Source organism: Acinetobacter sp. JADD-222 (genome assembly GCF_049310645.1).
Genome location: NZ_JBMOWI010000005.1, coordinates 1 through 18,759 on the forward strand (window position 1 = coordinate 1; position 18,759 = coordinate 18,759).

Genomic DNA, 18,759 nt, shown 5'->3' on the forward strand with positions numbered 1-18,759 from the left:
TTGCTCAGCAAACTCCTTACCAAAACACCAAGCCATTACAGGATTTTAAGCATTTAGTTGTTAAAGAAAGCCCATGCGTAGTGGTTAAAAAAATTAGTTTTATCCCTTTAAATGATCAGTCTGAGTCTGAACTACAGCAATTTAACTTTGTGGTTAAAGCTATAAAAAAACACCCACAGAATGTTTTGGGTAAATGTATTGGAACCCAAAGTTTACATAACATCGTGAACTATGCCCAAAATGAACTTTTAAAAAAGGGTTTTATTACCAGTCAAATTGTCGTGAGTCCGCAAGACTTAAATCAGGGGAATTTAAACCTGAGTGTGCAAATCGGACGCTTGAATAAGATTGTTATACAAGAAGGGAAAATCTCATCATTACAGCTTAAGACTGGGTTGCCATTTAAAACGGGCGATATTGTGAATCTAAAAAGGCTCGATCAGGGGCTGGAAAATCTAAAGCGTGTCTACGCAGTAGATATGCAAATTACTCCTGCAAGTGTTCAAGATAAAGAATTAACGGGCTATAGCGATTTAATACTCAAACTTCAACCCCTACAAAAAGTTAATTTCAATTTAAGTGTAGATGACTCGGGTAATCAGGACACTGGTACCTATATGGGGAATATTGGGCTAGGTATCAATAACCCGTTTCATTTAAATGATATTTTATCGTTAAACGTGAGTCACTCATTAGATGACTTTCATGAAGACTTAAACCGAAGTTATTTCATTAGTTATCAGTTGCCTGTTGGTTATTATGATTTAGGTCTTAGCTATAATGACTATCAATACAAGCAAACAGTCTTAGGGGGGAATGGTCCACTGCTTTACCATGGTAACAGCCAACAAACCAACCTAAATTTATCTCGTGTCATTAGCCGTAGTGGACAACATAAAACCAGTGTCTATGGAAAGCTTTATCATAAGGAAAGCCAAAGTTTTATTGATGATATTGAAATTAATGTCTTACACCGAAGAACCTCAGGCTGGAATTTAGGGTTTCAGCACCGTCAATATTTAGGAAATGCGGTATTAGACGGCAGCATCGATTACCGTCGTGGGATGGGGGTAGGTGCCCGAACTGCACCAGAAGAAAATATTACCAATATTGAAGGAAAACATCTTCCTGTTGAAGGTTACTCCCGTGCTCCGCTTTTAAGTGCAGATCTGCGTTATACCACACCATTCCTTTTGCTTGAAAAACCTGCCCAATACCGCCTTAACTGGCGTGGACAATATGCACCGAAAATTTTAGTACCGAATGACCGCTTCTATATTGGCGGGCGCTATAGCGTACGAGGTTTTGATGGTGAGCTCATGCTTTCCGGAGATAACGGTCAGTATCTACAGCAAGAAATCAGCTTGAATGCACCAATTCCTAATACCCAGTTTTATATGGCAGTTGATCAGGGCTGGGTCAATGGCCGCAATAGCATACCGGGTCAGCGTTATTTACTCGGAAGTGTTTTAGGGTTACGCACCTATCAAAATAGTTTTTATCTGGATGCCTTTACAGGTCGGGGGCTGATTGCACCTGACAGCATAAAAAAAGACTGGGTTACCGGTTTTAGTATCAACCTTTCTTATTAATTTACTTTAGAAAAGACTTTATTCATGAACAAGAATAGTTATCGCATTATTTATAGCAAAGCACGTCAAATGTTTGTGGCCGTGGCTGAAAATGTAAGAAGCCAAACCAAGACATCAGGTCAAAGTGAAGCAAGTACCCAGAACAATATTGATAACACTGAATCTCAGGCATTTCATCAACTCTGGCAAGTGAAAGCACTGGTTGCCAGTATAAGTCTGTGGATGCCTTTAGCACCTGTCTATGCGGGTATTGTAGCGGACAGTGCTGCAAATGCTGCGAATAGAGCAGTGATTGGTGCTGGTAAGAACTCGGCAGGTACAGTTGTTCCGGTAGTCAATATTCAAACTCCAAAAAATGGGATATCCCATAATATTTATAAACAGTTTGATGTACTGGCTGAAGGTGCTGTCCTGAATAACAGTCGTCAGGGTGCTACGACAAAAACAGTAGGAAACGTTGCAGCCAACCCATTTTTAGCCACAGGCGAAGCGCGAGTTATTTTAAATGAAGTAAATTCATCAGCTGCTTCACGCTTTGAGGGGAACTTGGAAGTCGCAGGGCAAATGGCAGATGTGATTATTGCTAACCCGTCTGGTATTAGTATTAAAGGTGGCGGCTTTATTAATGCCAACAAGGCAATTTTCACCACAGGTAAACCTCAGTTAAATGCTGATGGCAGTATCAAGCAGTTTACGGTTGACCAAGGAAAAATTACGGTTTCAGCAAACCCTAATTCTAAATTTGGACTAGGCGGAAATAATAACGATGCAAATTATGTAGACCTCTATGCGCGTGCATTAGAACTTAGTGCTGAGCTACGTGCTAAAAATGATATTCAGGTGATTGCTGGAGCAAATAATGTCAGTGCAGATTTACAGGATGTTACACCTAAAACAGGTACTGGAACTGCACCGACATTGGCGGTAGATGTTAAAGCGCTAGGTGGGATGTATGCCAATAATATCTATTTGATGGGAACTGAAAAAGGCTTAGGCGTGACTAACGCAGGGACTGTTCAGGCAGTTAACAATCTGGTGATTACCAGTGCCGGAAAAATTGAACACAGTGGCACAATCAGTTCGACCAGTAAAACCCAAGGTTTAGTGAACATACAAACAACGGGTACGGGTGCAGCTGCCGATATCAACTCATCAGGCAGTATTAACAGTAATAGTGCCTTAAATATCGATTCAGGCAATAACCTGAATGTAAATGCTAAAGAAATTATTATTAATAACGGCAGCTTAGCTTCGTCACCTTTAATTGTTAATGCCAAAGGTAATATCAATCTGGCAGCAGATACCCGCATTATGGATGATTCACAAGGAGGGGATGTCTATATTGATGCAGCAAATATCAATCTTGCCGCTGGATCGGAACTCAAAAGTAACCGTGGTACAGCAACCATACAAGTACAAAAAGACTTGGTCGCAGCCAAAGGCGCAAAACTGATTGCTGCCAAAGATTTAAATGTTTTAAGTAATGGTAAGTTATCACTTACAGAGAACCATATACAGGCATCATTAGGTTCAATCAACCTACAAGCAAATTCGGCTAATATTCAAAACCTGATTGATCTTCAAGGTGGGACGATCTATGCGGGTAAAGATCTCAACCTGTATAGTTCAGGAGATCTAAACCTAAAGAATCTTGGTTTTTCACTTGAAAACGCTGCAACACGTGTCAAAAACATTAAAGCCTATAGTGGACGTGATCTGGTCTGGAATAATGCTGACAAGGCACTTCCGCTTATTACAGGTCTGGTTCAGCTGGATGCAGCCAATAATTTAACTGTTACAGCAAAAGAAATTTCCAATAAAGACAGTATTCAACTACATGCCAATCAAATAGCACTCAATAGTGCACTGACTTCACAAAAAAATATTGATGTGAGTTCTGAAATTGCTGACCTTGTTTTAAGTCAGGCACTCAAGGCTCAAGGTGATATTAATCTAACCGCACTTGCTGGTGGAGTTACTGCAAATAGCTTAAAGGCCACATCTTCGGCTGGAAAGATTTCTATACTCGCGAATAAAAATATAAGTTTAAACTCGACCCAAACAACCAAGGCGATGCCTTCGGCTGATAAAGATGAATTAACAACTGATCAGACGGTTATTAGTGGCTTAAAAGGGGTAACACTTGGCTCGATTGGTGATGGCACCGTTAACTTGCAATCGGTACAAGTTAATGCAAGTCAGGGCGATATATTAGTTTCGAGTAATAATGGAATCAATCTAAAGGCTAATAATGATGTAGTTGTTACTGGGGATACGGGCCGATTTAAAACGGTAAATAATATTTTAAAAGGACAAACTGTTTCGATAGAAAATAGTAAATCGGATATTAAAATCCAAAATACAGACCTCAGCTCTACGGTTGGTAAACTTGCGATCAATAGTCGAGCGGGCATGAGTACAATTATCGACAGCGTATTAACGTCAAAAGGTAATACCGAACTCTATGCAAAAGATTTACTGACTTTACAGGGGGTGAATGCTACTTCAGACCAGCATCTGGCGGTAAGCTCTGGTCGTACGGTTTATAGCAATGCTGAGTATACGCCAGCGACCAAATGGATTGCGGATAAAGTAACAAACCTAACATCTAAGGGCGTGACTTCTATAACGGCTACAGGAAACCAAGTATTACAAAATACAAATTTAACAGGTGGGGCTGTTTTATTAGAGGCGGGTGGTTTTATTTTAGGCCAGACTGGATTGAACTTGAATGCGGTCGGAAGTGATTTACTCAAGAATGATACAAAGTTAAATAGTTTAAATGGTGACCTAACTATTCAAACCAATTCTAACTTAACGATTGATCCAAAAGTTTATAGCCTAAAGGCGGTAGGTGATATTGAACTCGTTTCTAAAACTGGTACGTTGACTTTAAAAGGCTATGGTGGAACAACCGGTAATGGATCGGAACAAGTTGTTAAGTTGGATACAGCAAATGGGGGAATCAATTTAGAGGGTGCTAAAGTTGATATTCAAGGTTCACAGTTAACAGCACAAAAAGATATTAAGATTGTTTCAAGTAAAGATGATGTGTTAATTGATGGAGTTAAAAATAATTTTTCTAGTTTACAAAAATTAAATTTAGCAAAAGATTATACTTTAAAAATAGAAGAAATGAATAAGGAACGTTTAAAGCTACAGTCACAAGATTATTTTAATGATTACTCTAATTTGGTGAAAAAATATCGCAATTATAATGATATGTTTCTTAAATATTGGGATTATGAACTTTTAGATCAAACCAAAAATAAAAATTCAGAAATATGGGTTAATGCATATAAAGAATATGAAAGAGATTTTAATGTATTTAAAGATAAGTATCCAATAAAAATAAATTATCCAGTTCCTGGGCAGCTTCCGTTCTTGCTTGGTGGAAATAATACTCCACTTGCTGTAGATTATGTTTTTGGTTTTAAATATGATAATGATTATATTAATGATGTCGAAAAAAATGAACTATTCTATAAGGAGAGTCTAAACGGATCTGAGCATGCTGAAACTAAGTTAACTTCAAAATCAGGAAATATAAATATTACTTCTGCTAAAGGTTTATCTATAAGTGGAGGAAATATTTCTGCTCAATTAGGACAAGTTAATTTAGAAGCAAGTGGTGTTTTAGCCGAACAGTATAAATCTTCAATTAGTAGTGGGGTTAATCAGCCACCAAAATCATTAAATGCAAGTATTATTGTTGATGGTCATACAGATTTTTATGAAAAAGGTACTGAGAGTGAAGGAAATTATAGTTTCCGAACACTAGTCAGTCCTACCATTATTAATGGTGACAAAGGGGTTAACATAAGAACAGTAGGAAAAACTAAAGATGATAACTTGGTTTTACAAGCTACTGGTATTACTTCAAAAAATGGTGACGTAAAAATAGAATCAAATAAAAGTATTTTATTTGATGCAGCTATTGAGCAAAGCTATGACCTGACCACTACGACTGAAAAGAAAAAATCATGGGGTGGTTTAAAGAAAAAGTATATTACGACTGTTTCTGAAAATAATGACACAAATGCAGCTTCAGTTGATATTTCTGCAAAGAATATTTCTATTGAAACGAAGAAACTAGATACGTCAGTGAATGTTAAAACTCCAGATAATAATATTGATATTTATTCTGGACGTTTTACTGCTGAGGGTGGAACAATTTCGATTAAATCGGGGGGAAATCTTAACTTTTACACTGTGGAAGAATCTTCTAGCAGTACAGTAGATGTTACAAAGAAAACCTCATATTCTAAACTTATCTCACTTTTAGGTTCATCAAAAACTACTACTAATACAACACGAACTCAGATTAGTGAATTACCTGCAAATTTAAAAGCAGATTATATTAATACGCAAGCGGTTGATAAGACGAAACTTGTGGGAACAGAGTTTGATTATTTAAAAAATGCAACGATTGAAACTGGAGGAACACTTGAGTTAATAGCAGCAAAGACATCTATTACAGAGCTCTTAAAAAAAGAAAAAAGCTCATTAGCTTGGCAGTCAATGCAAGATAAAGGTTCTATTACTGAAACCGCTCAATTACCAAGTTTTAACGGTCCAGTTTTACCTACCTTTAAAGCTGCTGGTGGTTTGAGTGTGCAAGTTCCAATTAGTGAAAAAGATGCTAATAAGGTAGAGCTACGTGATGCGATTCTTGATTTAGCTAAGCAACCGGGAAATGAATATTTAAAAGAGTTTGTTAATCGAAAAGATGTAGATTGGCAAAAAGTTTTATTAACTCAAAAAGATTGGGACTATAAACAGCAAGGTCTTACAGCTGCAGGTGCTGCAATTATTGTGATTATTATAACGATTGTAACTATGGGCACAGGAACGGCTGCAGCTGCAGGTGCTGCTGGCGGAACAGCAGCAAGTGGAACTACTGTTGGTTTGGGCGCAAGTATGATTGGTTCAGCAGGCGTTACAACAGCAACAGTTGGAGGTGTAACCACAATTACAGGTGTTTCTACACTTGGTGCTATGGCAAATGCTGCTATTACAAGTTTAGCAACTCAAGCAGGCGTTAGTTTAATTAATAATGGTGGAGATATTGGTAAGACGCTTAAAGATTTAGGAAGTAAAGATTCAATTAAGAGTTTAGCAACATCTGTTGTTACAGCAGGAGTTTTAAGTAAAATTGCATCAATTGATCAGATGAAAGCTTTGCAGGAAACTACTAAGTCTGGAGAATTCTTTACAAATTTATCAGGTAGAGTGGGACAAGCTTTAGTTAATTCTACTGTTAGTGCTAGTGTTGATACGGCAGTTAATGGAGGTAGTCTAAGTGAAAAATTAAGTGCAAGTCTTGTGGCAGGATTGAGTGTAGCATTACAAGGTTCTTTAGCTGGAGAAATTGGTGAAAATCTTGATCTTGGTAGTAAAGAACTTTCTGACCAAATTTTGCATAAACTAGCTCATGCTGCAGCTGGTTGTATTGCTAGTTCATTACAAGAAAAATGCGAAGCTGGAGCGATTGGGGCGGTAGTTGGGGAAATGGTTGCTGGATCGTTTGATATGGAACCTGAAAATGACGGAGATTATAGTCAAGCTCAGCTAAATAAAGTTAGAAATGTTGGCCAATTGATTTCGGGTGTAGTTGCTGCTTCAGCAGGATATGATGTAACTGTTGCTTCGCAATCCGCATCAACTGCTATAGAAAACAATTGGGGTAAAGTACTTTCATCTACTGGTAAAGCTGCCTATAAGATTTTTAAAAAAGCTACTGAATTACAAAAAGCTGGCAAGAACTTAAATGATACCAATGTTTGGAAGGATATTTTAAAAGATACTGCTACAGGTGAATATCAAGATATGTTGAATTCTTTTAAAACAGCATTTAGTGCTGGTTCAACTCCTCTTGAAAGAACTTGGGCATTAATTGATCTTGCAACTGGAATTGATAAAAAAGATGTCAAGATTGTTCAGGATCTTCTTAAAGATAGGAATACTATTGCGAAGCGTTTACCAAATATTAAAAACGGTCAATTTTTTGATGATAAAAAAATAGAGGAACTTGTAAATCGGGGGGATGTTAAAAAAATTCATCAAATAGATGTGGGAGCAAAAGGTGGCTGGGCTAAGCAAGCCAATGGGAAGCTTGAAGCAAATTCAGCTTATTTGTTACCTAATGGTGCTGCATACGTTACCGATAATAGCGGGAATGTTAAAGAGGTTACTGCCAATTTAAGAAATATTTTAATGGATCGAAATAATTATCAACAAAGTATTGCTGGTAAAAGTGGTATTTCAGGAGATCAAGGAGGGCATTTAATAGCTGCATCTCTTGGTGGTTCAGGGGATCGTATTAATTTAGTTCCTATGGCCAAAACATTAAATAACGGTAGTTGGAAAGCTATGGAAAGTGAGTTAGCAAATGCGGTTAAACTAGGCAAGGATGTAAATATGAAAGTTGCAGTAGGTTATCCCACTGGCAGTAGTAGACCTAATAAATTTATAGTAACTGCTACTATTAATGGAAAATCCACTAATTATCAATTTTCACAGTAATAGGGATTAAATGAATGTACAAATTATTAAGTTCCGATATAGAATTATTTAAAAAGCAATCTTTAATTTTTGTTAAAAATAGGCCATGGGATTCAATTGTTACAAAAATTGGCATGTTTATTCACTCTTCTAAGTTTGAGCAATTTATTGTTTTTGATGGAAATATAGATGAAACAGGGGATATATATGCAGATGGAGAAGATCCCTTTAATAGTATTTCTAGTAGTTTGTGTGATAGGGCTATTGAAATTCAGAAAGAGAATTATATAAGAACAAAAGAAATAATTTGGGGTATTACTTTTACTTTGCATTTTGATGGAGAAATAAAAGTTGAGTATAATCCAAGAATACCTGAATGGTATGAGGGTAATCCTACGATTGACCTTGAAGAAGAAATTAAAAAAGAAACCTTAACAGATAGTAATACTCAGTCGAATACATATCAAGATGGTGTCAAAAGCTTAAATATTCAATCTATTTATCTAGCATGTCGTAAAGAGTTAGAGCTAAAGACTTTAAAAGCATCAAATGATTGGGGTATGAATATTGTAGATGAGTGGGATATTGATCTTGTTATAGGGGGCATAACATTTAATATTGGTGATCGACAAGAGTTTTTTGAAATTAATGTGATAGGAACTTATGATGAGAGAAACCAAACATTTATGTGGGCATGGGAACATCCTTCTATTCCACAGGATCTGCAAGAAGTGGCTTTAATTGTTAAAAAGTACGGAGAACAATATGAAATTGCTGAGTTACAACAACAATTAGTTTATTGTAGTGAAGAAGAAGCATGGAACTTTACTGCTTTAGCAGCACATTTGGCAAAAGCTGATGGAGCATATCGAGGTAAAGTGAATGGTAATTGGATTTATATTGTTTTTAAAAATGACAGTCAATAAACTTTGATGATTAGTTGTAGACAATTATTTATTTAAATATAGATATTTTATTAGTATTAAAAAAAGCTTGGTAATCCAAGCTTTTTTTAATTATGTACCATTTTATTGACTACTGTAATAGGAACAGTATAGCTATTACTCATACTAGGTTTTGGTACTAAAAATTCTGAATTGGTCTATAAGTAATTGGGATATAACTCTATTGCATTAATCAATTCTATAATTAACCAAAAAGCCTCATTACGAGGCTTTCTTTTATATTCTTTATTTAATACTTGGATCGCCTTTTTTCAAGAAAAAGCGAATCGCTAATTTTTGAAGGAATGTTCCATAAGGAGGGTGGAAAAGCTGAGTCGGGAAAAACCGATGACGAATAAAAACTGTTTTAGCATGTGAAAGTTCGCGGAAACCTTCCTCACCATGATATGACCCCATGCCTGAGTTGCCGATACCACCGAAAGGACCATCATGGTTAACTACATGCCAACCCCAATCATTGATGGTCACACCACCCGAATGAGTCTCACGCAAAATACGATCACGTTCTATTGAACTATGCGTAAAGCAATAAAGGGCTAAAGGCCGTTCGTCCGATTTCACATAGGTAATCGCATCATCTAAAGAATCATAAGCCACCACAGGTAAAATAGGGCCAAAGAGTTCTTCTTTCATAATCCGCATGTCTGGCGTGCAATTCAGCACAATGTGCACAGGCATCCTGCGACCTTGTTGGTCAAAGCTATAAGTATCGCAAGGAATAATAAGGGCACCTTTTTCTTGCGCATCGGTCAAAATATCTTGAATACGTTTTAAATGGCGGCCGTTCACAATGGATGTGTAATTCTCATTATTTTCAATGTTTTGACCAAACATTTTTATAAAGCTTGATTTCGCAGCTTCAACAAATTCATCAATACTTTCTTTGGGAACCAACGCGTAGTCAGGCGCTACACAGATTTGACCACTATTAGTTGCTTTGCCATGGGTAATACGTTTTGCCGCATCGGCAAGTGGGTAATTACGGCTCACAATGGCCGGTGATTTGCCACCTAACTCAAGTGTAACAGGTGTTAGATTTTCAGCAGCAGCTCGCATGACGACTTTGCCAATGGCAGGAGAACCTGTAAATACAATATGGTTAAATGGCAAAGAGGTAAATCTTGCTGGGTCTGTAATTTCTTCACCAAACACGGCTACTTCATCTTCGTTAAAGACTTCGGCAAGCATGCGTCTTAGCATGGCATTGGTATTTGGTGTAATTTCAGGGAGTTTAATCATGACTCGGTTGCCTGCAGTTAATGCGGCAATGAGTGGGCCAAGTGCTAAATAAACTGGGAAATTCCAAGGTACAATCACACCAACCACGCCTTTAGGTTGGTATTGCACACTTAAACGGTTTGATAAAAATAAAAGCTCGGTACGGCGTTTACTTGGACGCATCCAGCGGCGTAAATGATGAATCGCATGATCGGCTTCTAACACAGAGCCAAGCAAATCTAATAGTTTAGACTCATCAAGTGATCTTGAACTAAAATCGGAATTAATCGCGGCAGCTAAAGCATCTTGATAACGGATAATTTGTTTTTTAAGTTGATGCAGTTTTGTGCGACGTGCTTCAAGACTTGGATAGGGATCTGCCTCAAAATTGGCACGTTGTTTGGAAAAAATAAGTTCCATATGTTCAGTGGCAGAGCCGCTATATTCTTTTAAGGTGGACTGTTCCATTATTATTCCTTCCATACTTTTGCTTATCATACTTTATGCTTGAAGCGTTGTATGGTCGATGTTAAATTGAGACAACAAGAGGTAGTTTAGTGCCATTATGCATGTCACTCTAGGGATGGTGTGAGTTAAATGCCTAAAAATCTTTATAAAGATACAAATGCTATTATCGAAGGAAATTATGATAATACATCCTTAGGTGCCAATACATATTTGCTAGGTTTGACCAGTTTATTTGATGAAATGGGTTTGCAAGGCCATTCAATATCAGATGTTCTATCTGGCACAAATATTTCGCCAGATGCGATGAATCAATCCTCTTTATATATTTCTCAAGTTCAAAAAATTCAGTTATTTCAAAATATTCAACGTTTTTCACATGATCCGCTCATCGGACTACGTGCAGGACAAAAGCAGCGACTGTCAGATTTTGGTGTATATGGCTATGCGCTATATTCCTCACGTAATTTTAGACAAGCGGTAGAGCTTGGCATTCGACACATTAAGCTTGCGGGGCCTATTTTAAAGAAGTCTTTTTATATTCGAGATGATGTTGCCGTTTTTGAAGGGCATGACATTATTACACTTGGCAAGCTTTTGCCTTTAGTGTGCGAGTTTTGGTTTAGCTCAATGCAAACCTTAATTGAACGGGTGCTTGAAGGGCCATTTCAAGCGAAGAAGCTTTTGTTGCCCTATCCAGCGCCTGACTATGCAGAAGAATATGAAAAAATTTTTCATTGTCCCGTTCAGTTTAATGCTGGGGTGATGCAATGGCACTTTGATTTAAAATGGCTCGATGTGCCTTGCCCAAATGCCAACCCGATTACCGCTGATATGTGTAAATCGTTTTGTGAGCGGATGCTAGGTGCTGCTGAACTTGAGGAGCCTGAGTTGGTGAAAACAATCCGTCTAATATTATTGGATGGAACAGGGCTTTTTCCATCGGCTCTAGAAATGGCCGAACGCTTACATATGTCAAAGAGGACCTTACATCGACGCTTGGCAGGGTTTAATTTGACTTACCAAGAGTTGTTAGATGAGACTCGGCGCCGTCTTGCGGATGAATATTTGCGAGAAACAACTTTAACCGTAGATGAAATTGCCGAAAGAATTGGCTTTTCAGATACTTCTAATTTTAGAAAAGCCTATCGCCATTGGACAGGCATTTCACCAAATGAGTATCGAATACAGTACCTAAATTAGGTTAAAGTTTGTTTGTTATTTAAATCGAGAAAGTAGCTTTTTCTGCAAAAATGGATTACAGAGCAAAATCGCAAATAAAATAATAAATATGCCGATAATACTGAATAGATCCGGTAATTCATGCCAAAAAACAAATCCCCAAATTCCTGCAAAAATAATAGCAATGTAATTCATTGGGCCAATTTGTCCTGCCGGCGCTAAGCTGTAGGCATAAGACATAAACAGTTGACTAATATTAGCTAAAAGTCCTGCGGCAATGAGTAATGCTAATTCATGCCAAGTGAAAATACGCCAATGCCAAAACATCGGAATAAAGGAAATTAAACTACCAAAAACACAGAAGTAAAAAACGATACGTTCAGGTGGCTCTGTACTGGTTAAAGCTCTTACGGTGACAAAGGCCATTGCTGATAAAAAGCATGCACCCAAGCCAATAAAAGATAATGCGTTAAATAGACCTTGATCGGGTTTAGCGACAAATAAAACTCCAATGAGCCCAATCACAGCGGCAAAAATCATAGACTTGGTAATTTTTTCTTTTAAGAAAAGCCATGCAATCAGTGGAATAAAGATAGGAGATGAATAACTAAAAACCATGGCGTTCGATAGTTTTAAGTTCGCAATGGCATAGAAAAAACCATACATAGCGGCTAGCCCGACAATGCTTCGCCAAGTATGCATCCAGAGTTTATCGGTTTTAATAAAATCTAGCCCCTGTTTAAAGAGCATCGGAATAAAAATAAATAAACCTACTGCATTTCTAAAAAACACGACGGTCGCATTGTCCACCGTTTGTGAAGCAAAACGAATGCACACTCCCATAATGGAAAACAATAATGCCGACGTCATAAGACAAAGCAGTGCTTTTCCAAGTTGTGTAGAGGGGAGGTTTGAAGCAGTTTGATTTTGCATAGAGAAATACAGTTCTTAATTTTCGATGTTATTTTAGCAGCGCTGTTAAGTTTTAGTGAAATGTGTCGTAATTAATAGGGGAAATAAGAAAGATGAGGTGATATAACCTCATCTTCTAAACCTTATTAGGTCACTGGTGCAGGGTTAAATACAGCGAGTGAGTTATGAATACCCCAACGGTCCGACCACGTTTGCTGCTCACCACTAGCCACGCGTAAAATCATTTCAAAAAGTTCCCAGCCCACTCCTTCAATAGTTTTCTTCCCAATCGCAATATCGCCAGCACTGATATCAATCAGGTCATACCAACGGTTTGCAATATTGTTTCGGCTTGCCATTTTAATGACAGGTACGGCTGCCAGCCCGTAGGGTGTACCGCGACCTGTGGTAAAGACTTGAACGGTAATACCAGATGCCATTTGCTGCGTACCACAGATAAAGTCACTCGAAGGGGTGGCCGCAAAAATTAAACCCTTTTTAGTCGGTCTTTGACCCGGTGCGAGAACTTCTACAATCGGTGAGCGGCCCGATTTTGCAATTGATCCCATCGCTTTTTCTACAATGTTATTCAGTCCACCTTTTTTATTACCTGGTGTGGTATTGGCACTTCGGTCCACTTGGCCTGCTGCTAAGTAATCGTCATACCATTTCATTTCCCGAATTAGATCTTTGGCAACTTGTTCATTTGCTGCACGTGGAGTAAGTAGGTGAATACCATCGCGGACTTCTGTAACTTCCGAAAACATGACGGTGCCGCCACATTGCACAATCAGGTCAGCTGCAAAACCAACGGCAGGGTTAGAGGTAACTCCGGAAAATGCATCACTCCCACCACATTGCATGCCTACAACTAAATGAGAAGCTGGAACTTCTTCTCGAGTACGTTGATTAAGCTTTTCAAGGTGTTGTTCTGCCACGGTTAAAATATGGTTCACCATACTTTCAAAACCGTTGTGGCGTTCATCTTGCAACTGAATAATATCTTCATTTGCTAGAGGAATATATTTGTTTTCTTTAGGAATATTTAAAAGTCGTTCGGGTTGCATTTTTTCGCAGCCCAGACTCACCACCATAATTTCTCCACCAAAATTAGGGTTGAGTGCAAGGTTATGTATGGTACGAATAGGAACAATTGCAGCGGGGGCATCGATTGCCACACCACAACCATATAAATGGTTTAATCCGACTACACCATCTACATTTGAATATTTAGGAAGTAAATCACGTTCAATAATTTTAACGACATAATCGACAATACCTTCTACACAGTTAACACTGGTCGTAATACCTAAAATATTCTTTGTACCGACACTGCCATCCTTATTTTTATAACCTTTAAATGTATATCCGGTCAGTGGAGGAAGCTTAGGATCGGGGCGAGTTGCTAACTCAAGAGCATCTAGCTCAGGTGCCTCTGGCATTTGGGTAACGGCTTCATTTACCCAAGAACCTGCGGGTAAATCTTTGTTGACATAGCCAATGATTTCGCCATAACGAACAATTGCTTCACCTTGCTTTAACGGCTCCAATAAAACCTTATGTCCTTGTGGTACCTCATCAACCAAGGTGAGTTGGTATTCTTCAATATATGTAGAGGATGGTAAGCCACCGTCATTGACTACAATGGCTACATTATCAAGAGGACTAATTTTTATGAGGAGAGGCTTCAGCATGATCGTTCCTTGTATACATTTGAAGAGAGGTCATAACGCTTAAGTTAGTTAAGCGTTATGGTGTAAAGGTTTAAGAGGTAGGTTTTAACTCGAAGCGCTGAATCTTGCCGACAATAACGGTATAGCAAATGACAGCTGCGATGGCATGTACACCGACATAAGTTAATGCAAGGTTGAAAGAACCAGTACTTGCCAAGATATAGCCGATCACAATTGGGGTCACGATTCCTGCCGTATTACCAAATGCATTCATCATTCCACCTGATAAACCCACCATTTCTTTTGGTGCAACGTCAGACATCACTGCCCAGCCTAAAGAGCCGATTCCTTTACCGAAGAATGATAAGGACATAAAGAATACGATTGCTGCTTGAGAATCTACGTAATTACATAAGATAATTGAGGTTGATACCAAGAAGCCGACTACGATAGGGAGCTTTCTCGAAAAGCTTAAGCTGTAATTCATTCGAATTAACTTATCTGAAATTAAGCCACCTAAAATTCCGCCTACAAAGCCACAGAGTGCTGGTGCAACCGCTGCAAAACCCGCTTCTAAAATGCTGAGATGTCTTTCTTTGACAAGGTAAACAGGGAACCAAGTCAAGAAAAAATAGGTCAGTGTATTTACACAATATTGGCCAATAAAAATACCGAGCATCATACGTGAAGCAAGAAGTTGTTTAACTTTACTCCAAGTAATTTTCTCTTTTTTAGCGTTTTGGCTGTTTTCGCCCATATCGAGTAAAGCACCTTCTGAAGCAATGTATTTTACTTCTTCAGGATTTACTGTTGGATGATTGGTCGGGCTATAAATGACCTTGAGCCAGATAAAGGAAAGAATGATTCCAAGACCACCCATGACCCAGAAAATAGACTGCCAGTGGACGGTTGCAACAAGCCAACCCATGAGGGGAGCAAAAAGTACGGTTGAGAAATAAGAGGATGAGTTAAAAATGGCAGCGGCAGTTCCACGTTCTTTGGTTGGAAACCATGCAGCAGCAATTTTACTGTTACCCGGAAAAGCAGGTGACTCAGACAGACCGACTAAAAATCTGAGTATAAAGAGCGAAGTAATGATGGTGGCAGTATCACCTAAAATGTCGGTAAAACCGATTAAAACAGTGAACAAAGACCATAAAAACAGGCTCCAGAAATATACACGGCGAGCACCAAACTTATCGAGTAGCCAGCCGCCTGGAATTTGACCAATCACATAGGCCCATGCAAAGGCCGAGAAAATATATCCCATAGTGACTGAGTCAATTCCCAGTTCATGAGACATTGGCGTTGCTGCCATTGAGAGAGTTGCACGATCACCGTAATTAAAAGCCGTGACCAAAAAAATCATCGCAAGAATGTAATAGCGAGTTTTTGTATGCTTGGCCCTTTGCTGAGTCACTACAGCAATATTTGTTTGCAGATTATCCATATACAAACTCTTTTTAATAATCGACCTATTTGCATATCCGTGAAATAGGTGACGTCATGTCAAATTCATCGATAGAATAGATGAGAAAACGGAATGATGTATCTACTCTATAGTCCTAATTCTAAAACCGCGCCTTTAGATGTATGACATCATATGATTAAAAATATTATTTTGGCAAGTAGGCTCGAAAAATAATTTTTGTACGAGTTTATATTGACAAGTTGTCTGATGTCTTATAAGTTTTGGTGATGAAAGAATAGTATCAGTATGCCAAGGAGTATTTTAATGGCGACCTCTACACCTATTGTTAAATCGATTCGAGCAATCCCTGTTGCTGGGCATGATAGTATGCTGCTTAATTTGAGTGGTGCCCATGGACCTTATTTCACTCGTAATATACTCATCATTGAAGATAACTCTGGAAATATTGGTGTAGGTGAAATTCCAGGCGGAGAGAAAATTTTAGCGACATTAAATGATGCTAAAGCCTTGGTAGAAGGGCAGCCGATTGGTGAATATAAAAACTTGCTCAAAAAAATTCAGCAAACTTTTGCTGATCGTGACAGCGGTGGTCGAGGCAATCAAACCTTTGATTTACGTACCACAATTCATGTTGTAACGGCTTATGAGTCAGCATTACTTGATTTGCTGGGCAAGCATTTAAATGTGAATGTCGCAAGCTTACTAGGTGAAGGCCAGCAACGTAGTGAAGTTGAAGTTTTAGGATATTTATTCTTTATCGGTGACCGAAAACAGACTTCATTAGACTATGCGACTACACCTCAGCATAACCATGACTGGTATAAAGTCCGTCATGAAAAAGCGTTAACACCTGAGGCTGTACAGCGTTTAGCAGAAGCATCTTATGATCGTTATGGATTTAAAGACTTTAAGCTAAAAGGTGGCGTGTTACAGGGCGAACAAGAAGCCGAAGCTGTTACAGCCATCGCGCGCCGTTTTCCAGAAGCGCGTGTAACGCTTGATCCAAACGGAGCATGGTTTTTAGATGAAGCCATTGCTTTAGGTAAACACCTTAAAGGGGTGCTGGCCTATGCAGAAGACCCATGCGGTGCAGAACAAGGTTATTCAAGCCGTGAAATTATGGCCGAGTTTAAACGTGCAACAGGCTTACCCACTGCAACCAATATGATTGCTACGGACTGGCGAGAAATGTCGCATAGTATTCAATTGCAAGCTGTTGATATTCCTTTGGCTGATCCACATTTTTGGACATTGGAAGGTTCGGTTCGAGTGTCGCAGCTCTGCAATATGTACAATTTAACGTGGGGTTCGCATTCTAATAATCACTTTGATATTTCACTTGCGATGTTTACCCATGTTGCTGCAGCCGCGGTAGGTAAGGTTACGGCAATTGATACACACTGGATTTGGCAAGAAGGTACAGATCAGCTAACGAAAGCGCCGCTTGAAATTAAAGACGGTAAAATTCAGGTGCCAACAGCACCAGGACTTGGGGTTGAGCTGGACTGGGATCGAATTAATCAAGCCCATGAACTGTATAAATTAAAAGGTTTAGGAGCTCGTAATGATGCCGATGCGATGCAATTTTTAATACCAAATTGGTCGTTTAATAATAAAAAGCCGTGTTTGGTTCGTTAATGTTTTACCGATATCTTTGAAAAATTCGCTTTTTGAGTTTTCTTAATGCTTTGCTGTCCATATGGGCAGCTTTTTTTATGTCTAACGATTAGTCCTAATATTGAGAGTTTTTAAAGATGTTTTATAAAACAATAGGTTAAATTATTTTAGATAATGAACTTTGATCTTTTTAAAAAATTTAATTTTCCAGAGGAAAAATATATTGATTAAAATAAAATTTATGATGTAAGATGTCTGACAACATAAACATGTATGGATATTTTCTAATGGATGCTCTTGAGTTAAAAAACATTGTTTCTGATGGCCTTCTTTCTTTTCCGGTTACTGACTTTGACCAAAATGGGGACTTTAATAAATCTTCTTATGCAAAACGTCTTGAATGGTTAGCGCCTTATGGTGCAAGTGCATTATTTGCTGCGGGTGGTACAGGCGAGTTTTTCTCGTTAACTGGAAGTGAATACTCTGACGTGATTAAAACAGCTGTCGATACTTGTAAAGGTAGTGTACCGATTATTGCTGGGGCAGGTGGTCCGACACGTCAGGCGATTGAACAGGCAAAAGAAGCAGAGCGCTTAGGTGCACACGGTATTTTGTTAATGCCGCATTACTTAACTGAAGCAAGCCAAGAAGGTTTGATCGAACACGTTAAGCAAGTATGTAACTCAGTAGACTTTGGCGTAATTTTTTATAACCGTAGCGTTTCAAGATTAAATCTCGATTCAATCCAAAAGTTAGCCGAGATGTGCCCGAACTTAATCGGCTTTAAAGACAGCTCTGGTCAAATCGATATGATGACAGCAGTGACTCAGACTATGGGTGATCGTTTGTCATATTTAGGTGGTTTACCAACAGCAGAAGTTTTTGCAGCGCCATATAAAGCCTTAGGTTGCCCAGTTTATTCATCAGCTGTATTTAATTTTATTCCAAAGACTGCTATGGAGTTTTATAACGCGCTTCGCAGTGATGACTTTGAAACAACCAATCGTTTGATTAAAGATTTCTTCTTGCCATTGATTAAAATTCGCGACCGTAAATCAGGTTATGCGGTAAGCATGATTAAAGCAGGTGCCAAAATTATTGGACATGATGCAGGTCCAGTACGTCCGCCATTAAGTGATTTAACTCAAGCAGACTATGAAGATTTGGCTGCGCTCATTGCGACACTTGGTCCGCAATAA

Annotated in this window: 10 protein-coding genes; 6 read left to right on the plus strand and 4 right to left on the minus strand. The window is 38.5% G+C overall.

Annotation, left to right across the window (positions count from 1 at the left end; genetic code table 11):
* The 3 genes from ACO6UW_RS06095 to ACO6UW_RS06105 all read left to right on the plus strand — a co-directional run.
* Positions 1–1,592, plus strand: a 1,592-nt coding sequence (locus ACO6UW_RS06095) for a ShlB/FhaC/HecB family hemolysin secretion/activation protein (RefSeq protein WP_057062180.1), incomplete at its 5' end; no start/stop codon positions are given.
* 24 nt (positions 1,593–1,616) lie between these two features.
* On the plus strand, positions 1,617–8,117 hold the full coding sequence (locus tag ACO6UW_RS06100) for a DUF637 domain-containing protein (protein ID WP_422406525.1): 6,501 nt from the start codon (positions 1,617–1,619) through the stop codon (positions 8,115–8,117).
* Between the two features lie 14 nt (positions 8,118–8,131).
* A complete protein-coding gene (locus ACO6UW_RS06105; protein WP_005077084.1) occupies positions 8,132–9,022 on the plus strand; it encodes a DUF6882 domain-containing protein in 891 nt (296 codons plus the stop codon).
* 264 nt (positions 9,023–9,286) lie between these two features.
* Here the strand turns inward: ACO6UW_RS06105 and ACO6UW_RS06110 are convergent, their stop codons facing one another.
* Positions 9,287–10,747: a coniferyl aldehyde dehydrogenase gene (locus ACO6UW_RS06110; protein ID WP_005077082.1), complete on the minus strand. Its 1,461-nt coding sequence runs from the start codon at positions 10,745–10,747 to the stop codon at positions 9,287–9,289.
* Positions 10,748–10,876: 129 nt separating this feature from the next.
* On the opposite strand from ACO6UW_RS06110, the gene ACO6UW_RS06115 reads away from it, so the two are divergent.
* Positions 10,877–11,947, plus strand: a complete 1,071-nt coding sequence (locus ACO6UW_RS06115; protein WP_057063004.1) for an AraC family transcriptional regulator — start codon at positions 10,877–10,879, stop codon at positions 11,945–11,947.
* Positions 11,948–11,962: 15 nt separating this feature from the next.
* Here ACO6UW_RS06115 and ACO6UW_RS06120 read toward each other — a convergent pair whose 3' ends face one another.
* From ACO6UW_RS06120 to ACO6UW_RS06130, 3 genes are all read right to left on the minus strand, one after another.
* Positions 11,963–12,859, minus strand: coding sequence for a DMT family transporter (locus tag ACO6UW_RS06120; RefSeq protein WP_057063005.1), 897 nt, complete (start codon positions 12,857–12,859; stop codon positions 11,963–11,965).
* A gap of 125 nt (positions 12,860–12,984) precedes the next feature.
* The gene (gene garD / locus ACO6UW_RS06125) at positions 12,985–14,532 is read right to left on the minus strand and encodes a galactarate dehydratase (protein WP_057063006.1); all 1,548 of its coding nucleotides are present in this window, start codon (positions 14,530–14,532) and stop codon (positions 12,985–12,987) included.
* A gap of 70 nt (positions 14,533–14,602) precedes the next feature.
* Entirely contained in the window at positions 14,603–15,961 is a 1,359-nt protein-coding gene (locus ACO6UW_RS06130) for an MFS transporter (protein WP_000369462.1), read from the minus strand.
* 285 nt (positions 15,962–16,246) lie between these two features.
* Here ACO6UW_RS06130 and gudD point away from each other — a divergent pair, with 285 nt between their 5' ends.
* Positions 16,247–17,581, plus strand: a complete 1,335-nt coding sequence (gudD, locus tag ACO6UW_RS06135) for a glucarate dehydratase (protein WP_009387747.1) — start codon at positions 16,247–16,249, stop codon at positions 17,579–17,581.
* A 266-nt stretch (positions 17,582–17,847) separates the two neighbouring features.
* Positions 17,848–18,759, plus strand: a complete 912-nt coding sequence (gene kdgD / locus ACO6UW_RS06140) for a 5-dehydro-4-deoxyglucarate dehydratase (protein WP_005077071.1) — start codon at positions 17,848–17,850, stop codon at positions 18,757–18,759.

Bases quoted from the DNA above. Each gene is read 5' to 3' on its own strand.
- ACO6UW_RS06100 (WP_422406525.1), top strand. From the start codon at position 1,617: ATGAACAAGAATAGTTATCGCATTATTTATAGCAAAGCACGTCAAATG.
- ACO6UW_RS06105 (WP_005077084.1), top strand. From the start codon at position 8,132: ATGTACAAATTATTAAGTTCCGATATAGAATTATTTAAAAAGCAATCT.
- ACO6UW_RS06110 (WP_005077082.1), bottom strand. From the start codon at position 10,747: ATGGAACAGTCCACCTTAAAAGAATATAGCGGCTCTGCCACTGAACAT.
- ACO6UW_RS06115 (WP_057063004.1), top strand. From the start codon at position 10,877: ATGCCTAAAAATCTTTATAAAGATACAAATGCTATTATCGAAGGAAAT.
- ACO6UW_RS06120 (WP_057063005.1), bottom strand. From the start codon at position 12,859: ATGCAAAATCAAACTGCTTCAAACCTCCCCTCTACACAACTTGGAAAA.
- garD (WP_057063006.1), bottom strand. From the start codon at position 14,532: ATGCTGAAGCCTCTCCTCATAAAAATTAGTCCTCTTGATAATGTAGCC.
- ACO6UW_RS06130 (WP_000369462.1), bottom strand. From the start codon at position 15,961: ATGGATAATCTGCAAACAAATATTGCTGTAGTGACTCAGCAAAGGGCC.
- gudD (WP_009387747.1), top strand. From the start codon at position 16,247: ATGGCGACCTCTACACCTATTGTTAAATCGATTCGAGCAATCCCTGTT.
- kdgD (WP_005077071.1), top strand. From the start codon at position 17,848: ATGGATGCTCTTGAGTTAAAAAACATTGTTTCTGATGGCCTTCTTTCT.